18 protein-coding genes and 1 pseudogene are annotated in these 21,219 nt (G+C 72.1%); 6 read left to right on the forward strand and 13 right to left on the reverse strand.

The features are described from left to right. Nucleotides 1–649: 649 nt before the first annotated feature. The 3 genes from H9641_RS18275 to glnA all read right to left on the reverse strand — a co-directional run bounded on the left by H9641_RS18275 (nucleotide 650) and on the right by glnA (nucleotide 4,076). Nucleotides 650–2,098 carry a tyrosine-type recombinase/integrase gene (locus H9641_RS18275; protein WP_191805839.1) on the reverse strand — a complete coding sequence of 483 codons (1,449 nt, stop codon included), beginning with the start codon at nucleotides 2,096–2,098 and terminating at the stop codon, nucleotides 650–652. Next, nucleotides 2,095–2,484: a hypothetical protein gene (locus tag H9641_RS18280; protein ID WP_191805840.1), complete on the reverse strand. Its 390-nt coding sequence runs from the start codon at nucleotides 2,482–2,484 to the stop codon at nucleotides 2,095–2,097. Before H9641_RS18280 ends, H9641_RS18275 begins: the two co-directional genes overlap by 4 nt. Nucleotides 2,485–2,651: 167 nt before the next feature. Next, nucleotides 2,652–4,076, reverse strand: a complete 1,425-nt coding sequence (gene glnA, locus H9641_RS18285; protein ID WP_191805841.1) for a type I glutamate--ammonia ligase — start codon at nucleotides 4,074–4,076, stop codon at nucleotides 2,652–2,654. A gap of 215 nt (nucleotides 4,077–4,291) precedes the next feature. On the opposite strand from glnA, the gene H9641_RS18290 reads away from it, so the two are divergent. Both H9641_RS18290 and H9641_RS20525 read left to right on the forward strand, forming a co-directional pair. Next, nucleotides 4,292–4,732, forward strand: coding sequence for an RDD family protein (locus H9641_RS18290; RefSeq protein WP_191805842.1), 441 nt, complete (start codon nucleotides 4,292–4,294; stop codon nucleotides 4,730–4,732). A gap of 121 nt (nucleotides 4,733–4,853) precedes the next feature. Next, a complete protein-coding gene (locus H9641_RS20525; protein WP_263600617.1) occupies nucleotides 4,854–5,129 on the forward strand; it encodes a hypothetical protein in 276 nt (91 codons plus the stop codon). On the opposite strand, the pseudogene H9641_RS20950 reads toward H9641_RS20525, so the two are convergent. From H9641_RS20950 to H9641_RS18320, 6 genes and pseudogenes are all read right to left on the reverse strand, one after another. Further along, nucleotides 5,024–5,545 (reverse strand): annotated as a pseudogene (locus tag H9641_RS20950) (class I SAM-dependent methyltransferase); the annotation flags it as partial. The gene H9641_RS20525 and the pseudogene H9641_RS20950 sit on opposite strands and share 106 nt — an antisense overlap. After that, nucleotides 5,466–6,197 (reverse strand): DUF4191 domain-containing protein, encoded by a 732-nt coding sequence (locus H9641_RS18300; RefSeq protein ID WP_191805843.1) that lies wholly within the window; start codon nucleotides 6,195–6,197, stop codon nucleotides 5,466–5,468. The pseudogene H9641_RS20950 and the gene H9641_RS18300, both read right to left, overlap by 80 nt. A 154-nt stretch (nucleotides 6,198–6,351) precedes the next feature. Beyond that, nucleotides 6,352–7,353: a lipoyl synthase gene (gene lipA / locus H9641_RS18305; RefSeq protein WP_191805844.1), complete on the reverse strand. Its 1,002-nt coding sequence runs from the start codon at nucleotides 7,351–7,353 to the stop codon at nucleotides 6,352–6,354. Nucleotides 7,354–7,417: 64 nt separating this feature from the next. Beyond that, nucleotides 7,418–8,785: an MFS transporter gene (locus tag H9641_RS18310; protein ID WP_191805845.1), complete on the reverse strand. Its 1,368-nt coding sequence runs from the start codon at nucleotides 8,783–8,785 to the stop codon at nucleotides 7,418–7,420. An 85-nt stretch (nucleotides 8,786–8,870) separates the two neighbouring features. Then, nucleotides 8,871–9,548: a lipoyl(octanoyl) transferase LipB gene (gene lipB, locus H9641_RS18315; RefSeq protein ID WP_191805846.1), complete on the reverse strand. Its 678-nt coding sequence runs from the start codon at nucleotides 9,546–9,548 to the stop codon at nucleotides 8,871–8,873. Nucleotides 9,549–9,557: 9 nt separating this feature from the next. Next, nucleotides 9,558–9,995, reverse strand: a complete 438-nt coding sequence (locus H9641_RS18320) for a MarR family winged helix-turn-helix transcriptional regulator (protein ID WP_318244684.1) — start codon at nucleotides 9,993–9,995, stop codon at nucleotides 9,558–9,560. Nucleotides 9,996–10,046: 51 nt separating this feature from the next. On the opposite strand from H9641_RS18320, the gene H9641_RS18325 reads away from it, so the two are divergent. Further along, the gene (locus tag H9641_RS18325; protein WP_191805848.1) at nucleotides 10,047–12,341 is read left to right on the forward strand and encodes an MMPL family transporter; all 2,295 of its coding nucleotides are present in this window, start codon (nucleotides 10,047–10,049) and stop codon (nucleotides 12,339–12,341) included. Nucleotides 12,342–12,512: 171 nt separating this feature from the next. Here H9641_RS18325 and H9641_RS18330 read toward each other — a convergent pair whose 3' ends face one another. Beyond that, nucleotides 12,513–13,244, reverse strand: coding sequence for an HNH endonuclease family protein (locus tag H9641_RS18330; protein ID WP_225220695.1), 732 nt, complete (start codon nucleotides 13,242–13,244; stop codon nucleotides 12,513–12,515). Nucleotides 13,245–13,355: 111 nt separating this feature from the next. On the opposite strand from H9641_RS18330, the gene H9641_RS18335 reads away from it, so the two are divergent. Both H9641_RS18335 and H9641_RS18340 read left to right on the forward strand, forming a co-directional pair. Continuing rightward, nucleotides 13,356–14,399 (forward strand): Gfo/Idh/MocA family protein, encoded by a 1,044-nt coding sequence (locus H9641_RS18335; protein ID WP_191805850.1) that lies wholly within the window; start codon nucleotides 13,356–13,358, stop codon nucleotides 14,397–14,399. A gap of 76 nt (nucleotides 14,400–14,475) precedes the next feature. Further along, nucleotides 14,476–16,224, forward strand: coding sequence for a protein kinase family protein (locus H9641_RS18340; protein ID WP_191805851.1), 1,749 nt, complete (start codon nucleotides 14,476–14,478; stop codon nucleotides 16,222–16,224). Between the two features lie 7 nt (nucleotides 16,225–16,231). On the opposite strand, the gene H9641_RS18345 is transcribed toward H9641_RS18340, so the two are convergent. The 3 genes from H9641_RS18345 to lpdA form a co-directional block, all read right to left on the reverse strand. Further along, nucleotides 16,232–17,122: a TIGR01777 family oxidoreductase gene (locus H9641_RS18345; RefSeq protein WP_191805852.1), complete on the reverse strand. Its 891-nt coding sequence runs from the start codon at nucleotides 17,120–17,122 to the stop codon at nucleotides 16,232–16,234. A 154-nt stretch (nucleotides 17,123–17,276) separates the two neighbouring features. Beyond that, the gene (gene sucB, locus H9641_RS18350) at nucleotides 17,277–19,085 is read right to left on the reverse strand and encodes a 2-oxoglutarate dehydrogenase, E2 component, dihydrolipoamide succinyltransferase (RefSeq protein WP_191805853.1); all 1,809 of its coding nucleotides are present in this window, start codon (nucleotides 19,083–19,085) and stop codon (nucleotides 17,277–17,279) included. Between the two features lie 29 nt (nucleotides 19,086–19,114). Further along, nucleotides 19,115–20,497, reverse strand: coding sequence for a dihydrolipoyl dehydrogenase (gene lpdA / locus H9641_RS18355; protein ID WP_191805854.1), 1,383 nt, complete (start codon nucleotides 20,495–20,497; stop codon nucleotides 19,115–19,117). A gap of 292 nt (nucleotides 20,498–20,789) precedes the next feature. Here lpdA and H9641_RS18360 point away from each other — a divergent pair, with 292 nt between their 5' ends. After that, nucleotides 20,790–21,140, forward strand: a complete 351-nt coding sequence (locus H9641_RS18360) for an oxidoreductase (protein ID WP_191805855.1) — start codon at nucleotides 20,790–20,792, stop codon at nucleotides 21,138–21,140. Nucleotides 21,141–21,219: the final 79 nt, after the last annotated feature.

Raw genomic sequence — 21,219 nt, forward strand, 5'->3', positions numbered from 1 at the left:
TTAGGCACGATGAACATCCTTCCAGCAAGGACCACAGTCCTCACAGGTCAGGAGTCAACCGAATCCGGGGCAGTCCCCCCTTGCACCAATGCTCGAGTCTTGTACGCGCCGGGCCCGTTCCTACGACGAAGTAGCCGTGGGAGTGTCCTCGGCGACCCGATGGTAGAACGAGACGGGACACGCCATGCTTAACGGCTGCATCGATCAATCGATCGAAGCTCGCAAGAATGTCAGCGGCACGTACCGGGTCACTGGGCAGGTCCACGTCGATAGCCATGAGTTCCGCCCTTGGTACCACGAAGTACGCTCGCCCCGACGTGAGGGCGTCGGTGAGCGGAACCTGGTCGGATGCGCTGTTGTCTGCGGAGACGATCCGGGCACGGGGCGCACGTGCCACGGCCCTCGCCAGCGCCAGCCTGTCATCTGCGTGCATGGCACTGACGGTGCCGCCGTCTGGTTGGCGCGCACGCATCGCACACGACGGTCAGCGTGGAGCGCTATTGCGGACGCCGAGAGTGTGTACGGCCTGGTTCCAGGCGGCCCGGTCCACACCGGGTGACGGACCGTCACATCACGCCAGGAGGCTCACGACGGTGGCGCGTTCGGACGGGTGCGACCTGGCCATTGAGGCCCTGCTAGGGCGACCCGTTCACACCTGAGTCAGATGCATGAATGTCCTCGGTGGCAGCATCGGCTGGAGTCTGACGGCCCGGGGCCAGACCTCGTCCCTCGGGTCCGTCTCGCTGAGCGGGAGCGACCCTCCGCCCGGTGCTCCCCGGAGCGACCGGGTTGCTTCCGTAAGATGCTCGGCCCCGGTCCGGTAGTACCGCGCCTGCACGACCCCGAGGTTCTCCCAACCGCCGATAGCCATCAGCGCCCCTTCCCGTAGGCGGAAGTGGTCGATCATGTCTCTAGCGAACCGATGGCGCAGAGAGTGCCAGGTTCGGTTCATCTGTGTCACGTCGACGCTCTTGCGCAGCCCGTTCTTCAGGACACGTTCCTCGTGCACGGTGACGTAGTTCCATCCTGCGGACTTCATGGCCGGGATCAGGAGCTTGGTGAGCAGTCCCGACGCCCACCACATGCCGCCGGCCGGTGCCGGAAAGAGCAACGCGTCGGGGTTGGTGCCAGCGCGCTGCTCGGCGCGCGCCGCGTGAGCGCGTGCGATGAGCTCTCGTTCGAGCTGATAGCCATCGCGGGTAAGCACGCATACCGGGATCACGCGGCGCTTGCGGTGCTTGGGCGCAGCTCGCCGCCCCGGGACCGTTGACCATTGCCAGTCGACCCGGACGAAGGTCTCGCCCTTGGTGCACTGTATGTCGTCGGCGGTCAGCTGAAACTGTTCGCCCACGCGCAGGCCGGTGCCCACAGCAGTGTGGACGGCCAGCTCACCCCAGGAGACCGCTGCCTGCAAGGCGCGGGCCAAGGATTGGACGTCGTTGCGGGAGGGACAGTCTTCCTCACCGACGAAGTCGGGGGACTGTCCCTGCAAGCGTGAGAGGCGAGCTCGGGCGGGGCGCGCCTCGGGTTGCGGGAATCGCGGCGCGAGGATCGTCGCGTTCACGGCGGGCAGGAGTGCGACCTGTTCGGCGCTCAGGGCGCCCTGCTCTTCGCACCAACGCAGGAAGTTTCGCACGGTGGAGGTCATCTGTTGCACCTGTCCGAACGTGCCGCACGCGGTGCGCATGGTGTCGATGGTTTCTCGGTCGAGGTCCCAGGCCTGGACCTGGTGGACCTCTTCGACGGCCCGACGCATGATTCGTCGGACGTCGTCGTGCTGGGTGGGCTGCCAGTCCCTGCCAGTCGCGCGCCCCTGGGGGGTGCGCATGCGCCCGCGGGCGGTGGAGGTGTAGTCCGCGGCGAGGTCTCCGAGGGTGCGGTGTCCAGCCTGGCCATGCTGCCTGGACAGGGCGTCGTCGATGTTCTTCGCTTCGGTAAGGGCGTGGACCGGATCGCGGCTCACGCTGCGTTGACATCGGCGTCCGTCGCGGTCGACGTAGTCCAGTCGATAGTAGGGGCGCCGGTCGGTCGGCGAGTACAGGGTGACGTGGCCGTTGCCGATCCGGCTTCCGGTGCTGCGGGTTCGGGTGGTGTTCATCGCTGGTGTCCTGCGGCGATCTCAGCGAGTGCGGCTTCACGCGTCATTGGCGCGCGCGACCTGTGAGCACTTCGTCCGACGGCAGGCGCCGGGCGGGCCTGGCGGGCCGCGGTGACGGGCCTGGTGCGGGCCTCGACCTGGACGGTCGGTACGGCGGGTTGTGCCTGGGAGGCGAGGGTCGCGAAGTAGGCGAGCACGTCTTCGCGGAGCCAGTACAGCCGAGCCGTGGGGGAAGCGTTGAGGCGGAACGCGGCGGGGAAGCCGGTGGTGCTGACGGCCGTGCGGGTGGCGCGCAGTCCCAGGCGCAGGACGCGTTGGACGTGCTCGATCGTCCAGACGGGATCGCTGAGGTCGACCGGGGGCAGGGGAGTGGTCCGGGGGTGCATGGCGGGGACGGTGCCGGTCCCGTGCCCTGGTGCAGTCGCCGACCGGGTGAGATGTGGCGTCAGCCGATCGTGTGGCAAAAGTGTGGCACCCCGGTCGCCACGTCGGGCGGCCGGGGTGCCATCACTGCAGGTCAGGAGCTCGCGACTACCACCACGAGCACCGACGATCAGAGGTCGTAGTAGAGCTCGAACTCGTGCGGGTGCGGGCGCAGACGGATCGGGTCCACCTCGTGCTCGCGCTTGTACGCGATCCACGTCTCGATGAGGTCGGGGGTGAAGACGTCCCCGACGGTCAGGAAGTCGTGGTCGGCCTCGAGGGCGGACAGGGCCTCCTCGAGCGAGGCGGGCACCTGCTGGATCGCGGCGTGCTCCTCGGGGGGCAGCTCGTACAGGTCCTTGTCGACCGGCTCCGGCGGCTCGATGCGGTTCTTGATGCCGTCGATGCCCGCGAGCAGCTGCGCCGCGAACGCCAGGTAGGGGTTGGCCGTCGGGTCCGGGACGCGGAACTCGACGCGCTTCGCCTTGGGGTTGTTGCCCGTCACGGGGATACGGATGCACGCGGAGCGGTTGCGCGCCGAGTAGACCAGGTTGACGGGGGCCTCGTAGCCGGGCACCAGGCGACGGTAGGAGTTGACCGACGGGTTGGTGAACGCGAGCAGCGCGGGAGCGTGCTTGAGGAGGCCGCCGATGTACCAGCGAGCGAGGTCGGAGAGGCCGCCGTAGCCCTTCTCGTCGTAGAAGAGGGGCTCGCCGTCCTTCCAGAGCGACTGGTGCGAGTGCATGCCCGAACCGTTGTCACCGAAGATCGGCTTCGGCATGAAGGTCGCGGACTTGCCGGCCTCCCAGGCGACGTTCTTGATGACGTACTTGAACTTCATCAGGTCGTCGGCCGCTGCGGTCAGCGTCGAGAAGCGGTAGTTGATCTCCTGCTGGCCGGCGGTGCCCACCTCGTGGTGCGCGCGCTCGACGTCCAGGCCGACCTGGTCGAGGACGGCGCACATCTCGTCGCGCAGGTCCGCCATCTGGTCGTTGGGGGAGACGGGGAAGTAGCCACCCTTGTAGCGGGTCTTGTAGCCGAGGTTGCCACCCTCCTCGACGCGGCCCGTGTTCCAGGCCGCTTCCTTGGAGTCGAGGTGGTAGTACGACTCGTTCTGGCTCGTCTTGAACCGGACGTCGTCGAAGATGTAGAACTCGGCCTCGGGGGCGAAGAACGCGGTGTCGGCGATGCCGGTGCTGCGCAGGTACGCCTCGGCCTTGAAGGCCACGTTGCGCGGGTCGCGGGAGTACGCCTCGTCGGTGAAGGGGTCCACGATCGAGAAGTTCACGATGAGCGTCTTGCGCTTGCGGAACGGGTCGATGTAGGCGGTCGTGACGTCAGGGATGAGCTTCATGTCCGACTCGTGGATCGCCTGGAAGCCGCGGATCGAGGACCCGTCGAACATCATGCCGTCCGTGAAGGCGGACTCGGCGAACTGCGAGATCGGGATGTTGAAGTGCTGCATGACGCCCGGCAGGTCGCAGAACCGGACGTCGACGAACTCGACGTCCTCGTTCCGGGTGAAGGCGATTGCCTCCTCCGCGTTCTTGAACATCCGTAACTCCTTGGTAGTGGGTCCTCTGGCCGTACCTCCAGTGGCGCCTCGAACCTAGGCCCCGGGAGTTTCCCCACCGTGTACCGAATGTTTCGTCCGTGTTACACAGCGCCCTGCCGTGTGACATCGGCGCGACGATGCGTGGTGGGGGACCCCGAACCAGGACAAGCCGGTCAGGCGCCGGAACCTCGCTCGCCGACACGTAGGCTGGGGCCGTGGTGTCGCGTGAAGATGTGGGTTCCTGGCTCGAGGGTACGCCGACCGGTGGGGAGGACGGCCGAGGCGGCCGCCTCGGCCTGCCGCCCGACGGTCCCGGCTCGATGGCGACGCTCGGCCGCAGGGTCGTCGCGCTGTGCATCGACTGGCTACTGAGCATGCTCATCAGCTACCTGGTGTTCGACGCGAACTCGATGGCGACGCTCGGCGTGTTCGCGGTCGAGAACCTGCTCCTGGTGAGCACGCTCGGCTACACGGTCGGTCACCGGGTCATGGGCCTGCAGGTGCGGGTCCTGGGCGGCGAAGGTCGCATGGTCGGCCTGTGGCGCGGGTTCGTGCGGACGGCCCTGCTGTGCCTGGTCATCCCGGCCGTGGTCTGGGACGGCGACGGCCGCGGCATGCACGACAAGGCCGCGGGCACGGTCATCGTCCGCGCCTGACTGGTCCGCGCTCCTCGCGGGCGCGCGCCACACGAGCGTGTACCGCCAGTAGAGGCGTCGGCGCAGGCGCGCCCCCGGCAGGATCACGCGAGCAGCCGCGTGCAGCTCGGCGTGGCTCGTGGTGACCTCGGCGATCGGTGAGCCGTGCTCCCACTCGCCGCGGCGCCGTCGGGCGATCCTGGCCGCGGGGATCGCGGCCGCGCTGACCGTGCGGTCCCAGGCCGTGCGCGGCCGTGTCAGCCCCACGACCGCGAGCGTGCCTCCCGGCGCGACCAGCTCGCGCAGCCTCCGCAGCCCCTCGTCGAGCGGGAGGTGGTGCAGCGTCGCGACCGTCGTGACGAGGTCGAACGGCTCGGCGAGCCCGGGCAGCGGGGCGAGGACGTCGCCCGCGACGTAGTCGAGCCCGGTCGCCTCGGGCGGGCCGCCCGCTGCGGCCCGCGCTCGCCCCACCTGGTCCGGGTCGAGGTCCACCCCCAGGACGTGCTGCGCACCGGCCGCCCGCAGGCGGCGGGTCAGGAGCCCCTCGCCGCACCCGACGTCCAGGGCCGTTCGTGTCCCGGGGGTCACGAGCCGTGCGAGCCCAGGGTGGTAGTGGGTGCTGTGGTTCCAGTACGGGTCGCTCACCGTTCTCCTCCGGCGTCGTCGGCGCAGGGTGTCGCTGAGGGTCCCAGGACGCGGACAGCCCGCCGACAGACGGGCTGTCGACGGGCTGCCGGTGCGGTTGTGCGCAGGCTCAGCGCCCGCGCATGCCCTTGCGGTCGGGGCGTGCGCGCGTCGGGTCGATCCCCTTGGGGATGGGGAGCTTGGCGCCACCCAGCGCGCGCAGGCGCTTGCTGACCTCCGCCACCTCCGGCTTGGTGAGCGTCGGACGCAGCTTCTGGACCGTGCGGGCGAGCTTCTTGAGAGGCACCTGGTCCTCGCCGTTGCCGCACTGGATCGTGGTGACCGGGACGTTCGGCAGCACGCGCGTGATGCGACGCTTCTCGGCGTCGAGCAGCTTGCTCACGCGGTGCGCGGGGCCCTCTCCGACCAGGACCACGCCGGCGCGACCGATGCCACGGAACACGAGGTCCTGCTGCGGGTTCAGGGCGACGGGCTCGTCGTCGAAGGTCCAGCCGCGGCGGATCGTGCCGAGCGCGGCGCGGGCTGCGCCGGGCTGGCCGTCGATCCGGCTGTAGGCGGCGGTCTCGGCGCGACGGGTCAGGACGAACAGCGAGCCGAGGAACGCGAACGGCAGACCCACGATGAGCGTGTAGACCCAGGGACCCCACGCCAGCCCGATCCCGATCGCGACGGCGAGGATGCCGACGAACACGGCGAGCATGATCCAGGTGACCGCCGGGTCCTCGGTGCGCGTCATCTTGTACGCGTCCCAGACCTGGTGATACCAGCGCTGCTTCTTCTGCTTCTTCGGCTTGGTGCCGTCGACCCCGGTCGAGGGGTCGGTGCTCTTGTTGCGGGCCATGGTGCCTCAGTCTAGTGGTGGCGGAGAGTGCTCCGGTGAAGGGGCGAGGACGGCGGCGAGCCGGACCCCGCCCCACGATTCTCTCGCACGTCGGCGAGGGATCGGGGGCGGGGACCGGTCCGCGGTCGAGCGGTGCCGAACGGTCCTGCGGAGGTCAGCGGGCCAGCAGACTCGCCGCCTCCTGGCGGGACGTGCGCGGCTCGGCCAGGTGCGAGAGCGCGGCAGGGATCTCCATGCCGCGACGCTTCATGGCCTGGCCCCACAGCCGGCCCGCGCGGTACGACGACCGCACGAGCGGGCCGGACATCACGCCGAGGAAGCCGATGCGCTCGGCCTCGTCGGAGAGCTCGACGAACTCCTCGGGCTTGACCCAGCGCGCGACCGGGTGGTGGCGCAGCGACGGGCGCAGGTACTGCGTGATGGTGATGAGGTCGCAGCCCGCGTCGTGGAGGTCCTGCAGGGCCTCCTTCGCCTCGTCGATCGTCTCGCCCATGCCGAGGATGATGTTGGACTTGGTCACCAGGCCGGCCTCGCGGGCCCGCGTGATGACCGACAGGGAGCGGTCGTACCGGAAGCCCGGGCGGATCTCCTTGAAGATGCGCGGCACGGTCTCCACGTTGTGCGCGAGCACCTCGGGGCGCGACTCGTTGACCGCGTCCAGCAGCTCGGGGATCGCGTTGAAGTCCGGGATGAGGAGCTCGACGCCCGTGCCGGGGTTGAGCGCGTGGATCTGGCGGACGGTCTCCGCGTAGAGCCACGCACCGCCGTCGGCCAGGTCGTCGCGGGCGACGCCCGTGATGGTCGAGTAGCGCAGACCCATGGCCTGGACCGACTCGGCGACGCGGCGCGGCTCGTCCGCGTCGAAGTCGGCGGGCTTGCCCGTGTCGATCTGGCAGAAGTCGCACCGCCGCGTGCACTGGTCGCCGCCGATGAGGAACGTGGCCTCGCGGTCCTCCCAGCACTCGAAGATGTTGGGACAGCCCGCCTCCTCGCAGACCGTGTGCAGGCCCTCCTTGCGCACCAGGCCCTTGAGCTCGGTGTACTCGGGTCCCATGGTCGCCCGGGTCTTGATCCACTCGGGCTTCTTCTCGATGGGTGTCGCAGCGTTGCGGGCCTCGACCCGCAGCATGCGCCGCCCTTCAGGTGCGATCGTCACGCGGTCTCTCCCAGTCCGTGGTGGGCGGTGGCCCCCTGGAGTCGTGCCCGGTATCGGGTGAAAGTCAGCGTACGCCAGGAGCCCCGGAGGGCGCCGGGGCGTCCACGGGTGCCGGACGTGACCTGAGCGACAGTCCCGTGACCACGAGCAGCACCGCGGCGACCGCGGGCAGCGCGAACGCGGCCGCGGTCCCGACCCCCTCGGCGACCTGGCCGCCGACGCTCGCGCCGATCGCCACGCCGACGACGTTCGCGCTCGCGAGCATCGTCATGGCGGCACCGCTGCGGCTCGTGGGGCTCAGGTCCCCGCCGACCGTGAAGATCGTGACCATGACGGGGCCCACGAACAGGCCCAGGAGCGCGAGCGCACCGATGAGGGTGCCGAGCGACCCGCTGCCGCCCGCGACGAACGTCAGGACGGCCGCGACGGTCAGCCCCGACGCGAACGCCACCCAGCGCGAGCGCGCACCGAAGCGGGCCGGCAGCGCCACGACGGCCAGGGCCGTGATCGCGGAGCCGAAACCGAGCACGGCGTAGACGAGGCCCGCCTGCGACTCGGAGCCCGCGTCACGCATGAACGACGTGACGGCCGTCTGGGTGCTGCCGAAGAGCATGCCCATGGCGAGCATGCCGAGCACGGGGACCAGGACCTTGCGCAGGAGCCCCGCGAACGAGCCGTGGGCGTCCTGCCCGGCGGCGGCCGAGGCCTGCGGCGAGGGCTTGGGTGCGCCGGGGGTCGCGGTGGGGTGCAGCGCGAACGCCAGCCCGAACACCGCGCACACGCCCGCGGCGAAGAGCATCGCCGCCTGGGGCGACCAGACGCTCGCGAGGATGCCCACGAGCGCCGGGCCGAGCACGAACCCGATCTCGTCGGCCGTGGACTCGTAGCCCATCGCGGCGAGCAGGGTCCGCGGTCGGTGCTGGGTCATGGCGATCCAGCGCACGCGTGCGAGCGGCCCGACCTGCGGGGCGAACGCCCCCACGAGCGCGGCGGTGCCGAGGATCACGGCCGAGGGAGCCCCGGCGCTCGCGGCCTGCACGAGCCCCAGGACGGCCAGGACGTTGAGGGGCACGACGACGAGGAGCACCGTGCGCTGTCCGATGCGGTCCGCGAGGGTCCCCTGGGTGGGGCCGCCGAGCGCCGTCCCGACGGCGGCGGCTGCGCTCGCGAGCCCGCCGAGCGCGAGCGATCCCGTGGTCGTGCTGACCAGCAGCAGCGTGCCGATCGTGATCATCGAGAACGGGAGCCGCGCCAGGAAGGCGATGGGGAGGAAGGCCTTGCCGGCCAGGCGGGGCAGCTCGCCGTACGTGGCGAGGGTTCCGCGGCGGGGCTCGACGTCGTCAGGAGCCGGAGCGGGAGAGCCGAGCGTGCCGACAGCGGCGGGCTCGAGGTCGCGCCGAGAGGGCGCGAGAGGGCTGGGAGTGCGTGTCATGAGGGTCCTTCAGGGGTCAACCGATCCGCGCACCGACCCACCCGTACTCCGGTTGCGCAAGGATTCCCTTGAGGTGAGGCCTATTCTAGCGGCGAACGTCCGAGAAGGGGAGAGGTGCCGCCACCTGCTCCGCGAGCAACGGCGCCAGGTGCGTGCGCAAGGCGGTGACGAGCAGGGGCGAGACCTCGTCGAGCGTGACCCGGCGGCCGGTCTCGAGCGAGAGCGAGGTGACGTCGGCGTCGCTGATGCCGCACGGCACGATCCGGGAGAACTCGCCGAGGTCGGGGCAGCAGTTGAGCGCGAGCCCGTGCATGGTCACGCCGCGTGCGACGCGGACCCCGATCGCGCAGACCTTGCGCTCGCGCCGGGCAGGTGTCGCGGCGAGCCAGACGCCGCTGCGCCCCTCGACCCGGAAGGTCTCGACGCCGAGGCTCGTGCACACGTCCATGACCGCGCCCTCGAGGGCGCGCACGTAGGCGACCACGTCGACGGGCTCGGCGAGACGGACGACCGGGTAGGCCACGAGCTGGCCCGGACCGTGCCACGTGATCTTCCCGCCGCGGTCGACGTCGACGACCGGTGTGCCGTCGTCGGGCCGCTCCGACCTGTTGGTGCGCCGGCCCGCGGTGTAGACGCTCGGGTGCTCCACGAGGATCACGGTGTCCGGTGCGGCGCCGTCCACGACGTCCTGGTGCACCTGGCGCTGGAGGTCCCAGGCGTCCTGGTAGTCGGTCAGGCCGGGCCCCTCGGTGCGGAAGTGCATGCGGTCAGGCTAGTCCTCGCCGGGGCGGGGGTGCGCCTCGACCATCGTGATGAGGATCTCACGCAGCGTGGCGACCTGTTCGTCGGTCAGCCCCCGGGTGCTGAGCGCCTCGGCCGGTCGGGGGCTCGCGGCCGCGAGCGCGGCGGTGCGGCCGGTGGGGGTGATGGCCACGGCGCGGCGGCGACGGTCCGACGGGTCGTCCGTGCGCGTGATGTACCCGGACCGCTCGAGGCGTGCCAGGACTCGGCTCATGGTCTGCTCCGTGATGTGCGACTCGGCCGCGAGCTGACGCTGGGTCCGTGGGCCGGCGAGGAGGTGCAGCAGGACGGGCATCGAGGCGTGGTTGAGGTCCCAGCCGTCGAGGTGGTGGTTCCACTCGCGCTCGATGCGACGGGTCACCGCCGACAGGAGCCGGCCCGTCGGCCAGTCCTTCGGTTCCCTGCTCACGGGGTTGGCGTCCACTTGCTTCTGAGACCTCCGTCGTCAATAGTACTCAGCATGCTGAGTAATCGCTGGAGTGGTGTGCTCCGAGGCCTGGTCATTGTCGCAGTACTCGGAGTATGGCTCGCCATCGGTGCCCTCGGCGGGCAGGCGCAGGGCAAGCTCAGCACGGTGCAGACCAACGACTCTGCCGCCTTCCTGCCCTCGAGCGCCGAGTCGACCCAGGCCGCCGAGAAGGCGCAGGCGTTCGTGTCCGACGAGAGCCTTCCTGCCCTCGTCGTCGCGGTGCCCACCGCCGGGGGAGCGATCACGCCCGAGCAGCTCCAGCTCCTCCAGGACGTCGCCGCCGACCTGCCCGGCCTCCCCCTCCCCGGCGCAGGGCCCGAGGACCCGCAGACCGTCGGGGACGCACTCACGGGCGACCCCGTCGTCGTGCCGTCCCAGGACGGCGAGGCGGCCATGATCGTCGCGTCGCTCGACGCGTCCCAGGTGTCGGACCTCATGGCCGACGACGAGCGCGTCAACAACGTCGTGATCGCCGAGGTGCGCGCCGAGCTCGAGACCGCCCTGGCCGACTCGGGCCTGCAGGCCTGGGTCACGGGCCCCGCGGGCTTCGTCGCCGACCTGGTCAACGCGTTCGGCGGGATCGACACGGTGCTGCTGCTCGTCGCGCTCGGTGCCGTGCTCATCATCCTCGCGATCGTCTACCGCTCGCCGGTCCTGCCGTTCATCGTCATCCTCACGGCGGTCTTCGCGCTGTGCCTCGCAGGGCTCGTCGTCTACCTCCTGGCCGACGCCGGCACGCTCACGCTCAACGGGCAGGCCCAGGGCATCCTCTCGATCCTCGTCGTGGGAGCCGCGGTCGACTACTCGTTGCTCGTCGTGGCGCGCTATCGCGAGGAGCTGCGCGTGGTCCGCGACCCGTACACCGCGGTCCGCAAGGCGCTGCGCGCCTCGATCGAGCCGATCGCCGCCTCGGCCGGGACCGTCATCGCGGGCCTGCTGTGCCTGCTGCTGTCCGACCTGGGGTCCAACCGCAGCCTCGGCCCCGTCGGGGCGATCGGCATCGCCGCCGCGTTCCTGGCCGCGCTCACGTTCCTGCCCGCGCTGCTCGTGCTCGGCGGCAAGCGGTCGCGCGGCATCTTCTGGCCGCAGAAGCCCGCCTACGACCCGGCTGCGGCCGAGGAGGGTACTGCTCCCGCGGGCGTGGGTGCTGCTCCGAGCACCCCCGCGGGCGAGGGCGCACGCGACGTCGCGCTCGCCGCGAGCCACGACGTCGAGGTGCACGTCGCGGGGCACGGGATCTGGTCCCGTGTCGCGAGCTTCGTGGGCCGTCGCGACCGCGCGGTGTGGATCGTCACGGCGCTCGTGCTCGCAGGGTGCGCGGCGTTCGTCCCCACGTTCCAGGCCGAGGGCACGAGCGACTCCGACGTCTTCCTCACCCAGGTCGACTCGGTCGACGGGGAGCAGGCGCTCGAGGAGCACTTCGGGGGAGTGGGCGTGCAGCCCGCGATCGTCATCGCGCCCCAGGAGGACCTCGACGCCGTGCTCCAGGCCGCGACCGCGACGGACGGCGTCGCGTCGGCCGCAGCGGTGACCGAGGCCGGGACGGGCGGTGCCCCGGGCGCCCCCGCGCAGGGGCCGCCGCTGGTGGTCGACGGTGACGTCCGTGTCGACGTCGTGACCGAGGACCCCAGCGACACCAACGCCGCGACCGCGACCGTCGCCGCGCTGCGCGACGCGGTGCACGAGGTCTCCCCCGACGCGCTGGTCGGCGGGGCGAGCGCCGAGCGGCTCGACACCCAGATCGCGGGCGACCACGACCTGCGGGTCATCGTCCCGGTCGTGCTCGTCGTGATCCTCCTGATCCTCATGCTGCTCCTGCGCTCGATCCTCGCGCCGGTCCTGCTCATGGCGGCCAACGTGCTCTCGTTCGGCGCGGCCCTGGGCGTCGCGGCCCTGGTGTTCAACCACGTGCTCGACTTCCCGGGCGCGGACCCCACCGTCCCGCTCTACGCGTTCTGCTTCCTCGTCGCGCTGGGCGTCGACTACTCGATCTTCCTCATGACGCGGGTGCGCGAGGAGTCCGGGATCATCGGCACGCGCCGCGGCACGCTGCGGGCGCTCGCGGTCACGGGCTCGGTCATCACGTCGGCGGGCGTCGTCCTGGCCGCGACGTTCGCGGCGCTCGGGGTGATCCCGCTGCTCTTCCTCGCGCAGCTCGCGTTCATCGTCGCGTTCGGTGTCCTGGTGGACACGTTGATCGTCCGCAGCCTGCTGGTCCCGGCGCTGGTGCACGACGTCGGACGCGTCGTCTGGTGGCCGGGCTCCCTCCGCCGGGCCGCACCCTGAGCCGCGGGCCCGGGCGGTCGCCTCGCGTCAGGCGGCCGCCCGGGACCCGCTCGTGGTGCCGCGTGAGGTGACTGCGGGTCCTTCCGCAGGTCGCGAAGTGCCGCGGGGCTGCCGGGTCGGCGCGAGCCAGGGGGTCGCACCGTGCAGGACGGCCTGCACGGTGCGGAAGCCTCAGGAGGCGACGGGGAGCGGCTCCGACGGGCAGCCGTCCAGGACCGTGGCCATGGCGTCGCGCTCGGCGGCGGTGACCCACAGGTCGTAGGTCACCTTGACCGCGATCTGCCGCGCGACATAGGTGCAGCGGAACGCGTTGTTGGGCGGCAGCCAGGCCGACGCGTCCCGCGCCCCCTTCGACTGGTTGGCCGAGCCGTCCGACGCGAGCAGGTTGAGAGGGTCGTTCGCGAAGCGCAGGCGTGTCTCGGCGTCCCAGGACTGCGCGCCCTTGCGCCACGCGTCCATGAGCGGGATCACGTGGTCGATCTGGACCGCCGAGCTGGTCTTGGTGCCTCGCACGAAGCTGATCACCTCGCCCGTGTACGGGTCGTCGAACGTGCCCGTCCGGATCTCGCACGCCTTGTCGCGCGTCGAGTACGTGAGGTCGGTGAGGTCGCGCGCGAGGATGTCGTTGCGGGTGTCGCAGCCGTTGCCGTCGACGTCTGCCCAGGCAGAGCCGAAGTTCTCGCGCTCGTACCCGGTCGAGGCCGCGGGCCCCTTGACGTCGAGCGTCACGAGCGCCGCGAGCGCGGTCCCCGAGGCGGGTGCCTCGTGGGCCTCGATCGTCTGTTGGTTCACCGCGTTGGCGATGACGACGCCCAGCGCCAGGGCGATGAGGGTGATGCGGACGACGCGGCGCAGCCGCGCACTCTTCTGACTCTTCGAGCTCTTGGGGCTCTTGGTGCTCAACGGACGACCTTCCCGAACTCGGGCACATGCCGAGAACGACAGTTCCAGGAGGATTCGGTACATTCTGCCAGTCTTCGGAGGTGCTCCAGGACGGCGGCTAGATTGGTCGCCATGAGCGCACGCAGCACGCAGGAACACGTCGCACGTGTCGGGCTGGTCGGGTACGGCGGCGCGGGCAGGGGCATCCACGCCCGCCTCGCCCGCGAGGCGGGGCTCCGGGTGACCGCTGTGGTCGCGCGCGACCCGGGCCGTCGCACCCAGGCGGAGCAGGACTGGCCCGGGGTGCACCTGCACGACGACCTCTCCGGGCTGCTGGCGGACCGGGGCGCCTACGACGTGGTGGTGATCGCGAGCCCGTCGGGGCTGCACGCAGAGCACGCCGCACAGGTCTCCGCGGCCGGCGTGCCGTTCGTGCTCGACAAGCCGATCGCGCTCGACGGCACCCAGGCGGCCGAGGTGGTCGCGGTCGCGGCCGCCGCGGGCACGCCCTTCACGGTCTTCCAGAACCGGCGCTGGGACCCCGAGCAGCTCACTCTCGAGGCGGTCCTGGCCTCGGGTGAGCTCGGCGAGGTGCACACGTTCGAGCGCCGGTGGGAACGGTGGCGACCTGTTCCCCAGCAGAGGTGGAAGGAGAACGACCCCGTCGGCGGCGGCCTCCTGCTCGACCTCGGTCCGCACCTCGTGGACTCGGCGACCCGGCTCTTCGGACCCGTGCGCTCGGTCTACGCCGAGCTGCGCGCCCTGACGACCCCGACCGAGGACGACGTCTTCCTGACCCTGCACCACGAGGGCCGCCAGGGGCGAGGGGTCGTGAGCCGGCTCTGGGCGGCCTCGGTCGTGGGTGCGCCGGGACCGCGCACGCGCGTGCTCGGCACCGCGGGCGCCTACGTCGTGACCACGTTCGAGAACGACGACTCGCCGTTCGAGGTGTTCGACGACGCGGCTCCCGAGGGCACCGAGGGATGGATCACCCGCGGACGCGAGCGGACCCCCGTGCCACGCGCCCCAGGTGGGCACGCCGACTTCTACCGCGCGGTGGGCGCGTGGCTCACGGGCGGGCCGGTCCCGGTCGACCCGGCCGACTCCGTACGGACGGCACACGTGCTGGACGTGGCACGCGAGAGCGCGCGCAGCGGACGTCGCCTCGACGTCTGAGCCCTCTGCGGCCCGACGGCCAGGTTCGGCCTGTGGACAAGTCGGGACGGTCGGCCCGCCCTGATGGGATAGGGGCATGTCGAGTGCACGCCCCGTCCGCGAGTCACGCCCTCGGCGACCCGGGAGGACGTGTGGCGGGCCCGACGAACCGCCACTCCCGCCGGCGCTCGCCGCACAGCTCGCGCGACGGGGCTGGAAGGTCTCCGGCAGCGGGCCGTCCCGGGACGCGCAGCGCGCCGACCGCCCGGTGTGGGTCGTCGTCGACGGCGCCGGGCGCCAGGACGACCTGACGCTCGTGCCGGTGCCCGCAGAGCCCGGTGAGCGCGCGCAGGTCGTCGAGCGCCTGGGCGTGCTGCGTGCGCTCGACCACGAGCACCTCGCCACGATCGACGAGGTCGTCGAGGGGGACGCTGCGCACCTCGGAGTCCTGACCCGACGCTCGCTCGGGACCAGCCTGGACCTTCTCCTGGCGTGCCGCGCACCCTTGAGCGCGGGCGAGGCGGTGACCCTCGTGGTCCCGCTCGCGCAGGCGCTCGCGGCGCTCCACGTCGCCGGCCAGACGTACGGAGCGCTCGACCGGAAGGACGTGACGGTCGGCGCCGACGGTCGAGCGGTGCTCCGCGCACCGCTCGAGGTCTCGACCGGGAGCCCCGCGGAGGACGTCCGGGCGCTCGCCGCGCTCGTCACGGGGCTCGTGCCGCCCCCGGCGACGCTCCACGCGGGAGCCCGCGGCGCCGTCGGGCCGGGAGAGGGGAACGACGAGGCGCTCGCCGCGCTGCACGCCGAGCTCGCCGCCGCCCAACGCGCCGACCCCCGCGGGCGCCCTGAGGCCGGGACCTTCGCCGCGCTCTGCTACGAGGCCGCGATGCCGCTCCCGATCGTCCTCCCGGACCCCGCGCGGCTGGCCGCCGCGGCCATCGCGGAACGACCTGGCCCCCGAGGCGTGGGGGGAACGCTCCGGGCGGTCGCCGAGGATGCTCCGGGGCCACGGCCTCGGAGCGGGGCTCCAGCAGGCGGCACGGTCTCCCAGGAGGGCGCCCCTCCTCGACCCGTCGCCCGTCGGGCGAGGGGCCACGACGGCGGTGACCCCGTACCGGGCACCCGCGCCGCGGCCCGGGCGCGGGCCGGTGGCAGGGGCCGGGCTGAAGGAACGGCGGGCCTGGCCCCGCCGACCGGGGGCCGAACGGGCGGACGCACCGGACCGGGCCGGGACCGCGGCGGCCGGTCGCGCGGGCCGCGCCACCCGGTGCTCGTCGCGGTGCTCGTGCTCACGCTCTGTGCAGCGCTGGCGGGAGGTGGGCTGGCCTTGCGGTCCTGGGCCGGGGCCGCCACGGATGTCCGGGACCCAGCGGTCGCCGGACCTCGCGCGGAAGACCGGGTCGCAGCGGGCACCGACCCGACCCGTCGCCACGACGATCCGCTCGCCGCTGCGGTCGAACTCACCGAGCGCAGGGTCGAGCTGTTGGCGGGAGACCGAGCCCTCGCCGAGGTCGTGGTGCCCGGCTCGCCCGCGGAGCAGGCCGACGCCGAGCTGCTCGAGCGCATCACGGGCGCTGGTGTCGTCGTCGAGGGGGCCCGGGCCGAGGTCCTCGACGCCCGGAGCACGGCCTCCGGCAGGCCGGACGCGGTGGGCGCGGACGGCGCCGCCGGCAGCCCCGCCGGCAGCCCGGACGAGGCGAGCGTCGAGGTGACCTACGTCGTGGGCGCCCACACGCAGCGCACCGCGGACGGCGCGGTGACCCAGGTCCCCGCGGCCAGTCCTCAGGTCGCGGTGCTCACGCTGCGCTGGGCCGACGGCGCGTGGCGCGTCGGGGAGGTCGGCTGAGAGGTGCTCAGCCGCTCGTGACCCAGCGGGCTGCCGACTCCAGGTCGTCGTGCTCGAACCTGAAGCCGCTCGCCTCCAGCACGCGCGGCAGGGCGCGCTGGGACCCCAGCACGTCGGACGCGAACTCGCCCAGCACCACCTTGAGCGCGACGGACGGCACGGGCAGCGCTGCGGGACGGTGCAGTGCCCGGGCGAGCGCGCGGGTGACCTCGGTGTTCGTCGCCGGGGCGGGGCCCGTCAGGTTCACGGGGCCGTGCACGTCGGCGTCGAGCAGGTGCAGCACGGCCGAGACGTGGTCGCGCAGCGTGATCCAGCTCCAGTACTGGGAACCGCTCCCGAGACGGCCCCCCACGCCGAGCCGCAGGAGGGGCAGCATGCGCGAGAGTGCGCCGCCGTCGGGCGACAGGACGATCCCCGTGCGCAGGTGCGCCACACGCACCCCCGCGTCCTGCGCGGGGGCCGTGGCGGCCTCCCACTCGGTGACGACGCGCGCGAGGAACGTCGTGCCCGGGCCCGAGGTCTCGGTCAGGATCTCCGCACCCCGGTCCCCGTAGTAGCCCACCGCGGTGCCCTGCAGGAGCACGGGCGGGGGAGCATCGAGGTGCGCGAGCGTGCGCGCGAGCAGTCCTGCGGTCCGGGTCCGGGACTCGAGTATGGTGCGCTTGTACTCGGTCGTCCACCGGTGGTCGCCGACCCCCGCGCCCGCGAAGTTCACCACGGCGTCCGCGCCCTCGAGCGCGTGCGGGTCCAGCGCGTCCTCGTCGGGGTCCCAGAAGACCTCGTGCGCGGCCTGGGGAGGACGGCGCACCAGGCGGCGCACGGTGTCCCCGCGCTCGCGCAGGCGTTCGAGCAGCTCGGTCCCGATCAGGCCGTGCGAGCCGGCCACGACGATGTCCATGCGACCACGGTACGGCCCGCGCGGCCTGCCTGCGCCGCTCGGGCCACGCGTCGTCCGGCGTGTCCGGTGCCTGGGGCCCCGAGCACGACGACGGCCCCCCGACCCGTGAGGGTCGAGGGGCCGCCGTCGTGGTGGGCTCAGCGAGCTCCGAGGGTCAGAGACCGACCTCGGACTCGAAGGCGCCCTCCTCGATGCGGTTCTTGATCGCACCCAGGAAGCGGGCTGCATCCGCGCCGTCGACCAGGCGGTGGTCGTAGGACAGGAAGATGTAGCTCATCGAACGGATCGCGATCGACTCGTTGCCGTCTGCGTCGGTCACGACGACCGGACGCTTGACGATCGTGCCCGTGCCCAGGATCGCGACCTGGCCGCCGGGGACGATGGGCGTGTCGATCAGCGCGCCACCGGAACCGGTGTTCGTGATCGTGAACGTCGCGCCGCCCAGCTCGTCCGGCCCGATCTTGTTGATGCGGGTGCGCCCGGCGAGGTCGGCGATCTTGCGGGCGATCCCTGCGAGGTTGAGGTCACCGGCGTCCTTGATGACCGGCACGACCAGGCCGCGCTCGGTGTCGACCGCGATGCCGACGTTCTCCTGCGGGTGGTAGACGACCGAGTCGCCGTCGATGCTCGCGTTGATCTTCGGGTAGGCCTTGAGGGCCTCGACCGCGGCGAGCGTGAAGAACGGCAGGAACGTGAGGTTGGCGCCCTCGCGAGCCTTGAAGTCGTTCTTGGCCTTGGCGCGCAGCTTGGCGACCTTGGTCACGTCGACCTCGACCACCGTGGTGAGCTGGGCCTGGGTCTGCAGGGCCTCGACCATGCGCGTCGCGACGAGCTTGCGCAGGCGCGACATCTTCTCGGTGGTCCCGCGCAGCGGCGAGACGGCCGGGACGCTGGGGGCCTTGGGCGCGGTGCCCGACGGCGCAGCAGCGGCAGGTGCAGGAGTCGCCTTGGCAGCCTCCGCCTTGGCGGCCGCCTCGAGGACGTCCTCCTTGCGGATACGGCCACCGACGCCCGTGCCCGTGAGGGACGCGACGTCGACACCCTTCTCGGCGGCGAGCTTGCGCACGAGCGGGGTCAGGTAGGAGCCACCGGTCGCGCCCGAGGTGGCACGCGAGGCCGGGGCCGCCGGAGCGGCCGGGGCGGCCGGGGCGGCAGCGGCGGGGGCCGGGGCTGCGGCGGGAGCCGGAGCCGGGGTAGCGGCGGGAGCCGGAGCCGGAGCCGGAGCAGGAGCCGGTGCCGGCGCTGCGGGAGCGGCCGGTGCCGCGGGGGCGGGAGCCGGGGCGGCGGCGGGTGCCGGTGCTGCTGCAGCCGGTGCGGGAGCCGCGGCGCCCGAGCCGACGATCGCGAGCACGGTGCCGACCTCGACCGTCTCGTCCTCCTGGACGAGGATCTGCTGGACGGTACCGGCCACGGGGGACGGGACCTCGGTGTCGACCTTGTCGGTCGAGACCTCGAGCAGGGGCTCGTCGATCTCGACGGTCTCGCCGACGGCCTTGAGCCAGCGGGTCACGGTGCCCTCGGTCACGGACTCGCCGAGCGCGGGGAGCTTGATCTCCTCGCCGCCCGAGGCGGCGGGCGCCTCGGTGGCAGGCGCCTCTGCGGCGGGGGCTGCCGGGGCCGGAGCCTCGGCGGCGGGGGCCTCGGGAGCTGCCGGAGCAGCGGCCGGTGCCGGGGCCTCGGCGGCGGGAGCGGCCGGCGCCTCGGGGGCAGCGGGGGCTGCGCCCGCGCCGGAACCGATCACGGCGAGGTCGGTGCCGACCTCGACGGTCTCGTCCTCCTGGACGAGGATCTGCTCGAGCACGCCGGCGAACGGCGAGGGGATCTCGGTGTCGACCTTGTCGGTCGAGACCTCGAGCAGGGGCTCGTCGATCTCGACGCTCTCGCCGACGGCCTTGAGCCAGCGGGTGACGGTTCCCTCGGTGACGGACTCGCCCAGTGCGGGCATCTGCACGTTGTCAGACATGACCTCTCGGGTCTCCTTCGATCGTTGGGTCAGTTGTGGGCGTGCAGCGGCTTGCCGGCGAGGGCCAGGTGGGCCTCTCCGAGAGCCTCGTTCTGCGTGGGGTGCGCGTGGACCAGGGCGGCGACGTCCTCGGGGTACGCCTCCCAGTTCACGATGAGCTGGCCTTCGCCGATGAGCTCGCCGACGCGGGCGCCGACCATGTGCACGCCGACGACGGGGCCGTCCTTCTGGCGGACGAGCTTGACGAAGCCCGTGGTCCCGAGGATCTTGCTCTTGCCGTTGCCGGCAAGGTTGTACTCGAGCGTCTCGACGCCGTCGGCGCCGTGCAGCTCCTTGGCCTTGGCCTCGGTCAGGCCGACCGACGCGACCTCGGGCTCGCAGTACGTCACGCGGGGGATGCCCGACTCGACGATCGGCGTCGGGTTCAGGCCCGCGATCTGCTCGGCCACGAAGATGCCCTGGGCGAACCCGCGGTGCGCGAGCTGGAGCCCGGGGACGATGTCGCCGGCCGCGTAGATGTTGCCGACGCCCGTGTGCAGGCGCTCGTCGACGATCACGAAGCCGCGGTCCATGGTGATGCCCTGCGCCTCGTAGCCCAGGTCCGCGGTGCGGGGACCCCGGCCGACGGCGACCAGGAGGAGGTCCGCGTCGAACGTCTTGCCGGACTCGAGGGTCACGTGCACGCCCGAGTCGTCCTGGGTCACGCCCGAGAACCGGTCGCCCAGCGTGAAGCCGATGCTGCGCTTGCGGAACGCGCGCTCGAGGGCCTTCGACAGCGACTCGTCCTCGTTGGGGACGAGGTGCGGGAGCGCCTCGATGATCTGCACGTCGGCGCCGAACGACTTCCAGACGCTCGCGAACTCGACGCCGATCACGCCGCCGCCCAGGACGATCGCGCTCTTGGGCACGTAGTCCAGGTTCAGTGCCTGGTCGGACGTGATGACCCGGCCGCCGATCTCGAGGCCCGGGAGCGAGCGAGCGTAGGAGCCCGTGGCGAGCACGACGTTCTTGCCCGTGTAGCGCTGGCCCGCGACCTCGACCGTGTCCGCGGCGACGAGCGTGCCGTGGCCCTCGATCACCGTGATCTTGCGCGACTTGATGAGGCCCTGCAGGCCCTTGTACAGACCGGCGATGACGCCGTCCTTGTACGCGTTCACGCCGTTCATGTCGATGCCCTGCAGCTGGCTCAGGACGCCGTACGCGCTGCCCTCGCGGGCGTTGTCGGCGAGCTCGGCGGCGTGCAGCAGGGCCTTCGTCGGGATGCAGCCGTTGTGCAGGCAGGTCCCGCCCAGCTTGTGCGCCTCGACGAGGGCGACGTCGAGGCCGAGCTCGGCGGCGCGCAGCGCCGTGGCGTAACCGCCGCTGCCTCCGCCCAGGACGACGACGTCGAAAGGTGTGCCGGTCTCGGCCACGTGCAGCTCCTTAGGGGCATACGAAAAGAGGGAGAGCAAAGTTCTTGTGACATCTTGGCACTTTGGGCACCCGTACCCCAATCGGAACGCACGGTCGGTGGTGTGACGCTCAAGACAGGTGCGGACGGGAACGACGAGGGCCGGGGACTCGCCGTCGGGCCCTCGGGTGGTCGGCGGACCGACGCAGGCAGGCGGTGCGCGCAGGCCGCCAGGCGACACCGCCGTCCGCGACACGAACCCGGCCGACGGACGATCTCAGGCCCGCTCCAGGCAGAGCAAGTACTCTGCCTCCATGTCCAGGCTGTCCCAGCTCTTCTCCCGCAAGCCCGCGAACGGTCCCACGTCGTCGGGCGGCGCCGGCTCGCCGTCCGCGGCCGACCAGCGACGGGCCACGGTCGAGCACCTGGCCGACTTCGCCCGTACCCGCGTCGGGGTCGAGGCGTACATCGAACCACCGACGAACGACACGCCCACGACCCTCATGCTGATCGCGACCACGGGGGAGTGGACGCGTCGCCGGGTCCCCGACGCCAGGACCGCGCGCAAGCTCGCCGAGCAGCTCGAGCTCCCGGTCTACGACGTGAACTTCACGGGTTACCCGCAGCGCATGCGCGACTGGAACTCCAGGCAACGTCGGCGCTGAGCGCCCGGGCGGGCCGCGCGGCCCGGCCCGGATCCTGACGCAGCACAGGGCGGGGGGGGGGGGGGGGGGCGGCGGGGGC

Source organism: Oerskovia merdavium (genome assembly GCF_014836755.1).
GTDB lineage: Bacteria > Actinomycetota > Actinomycetes > Actinomycetales > Cellulomonadaceae > Oerskovia > Oerskovia merdavium.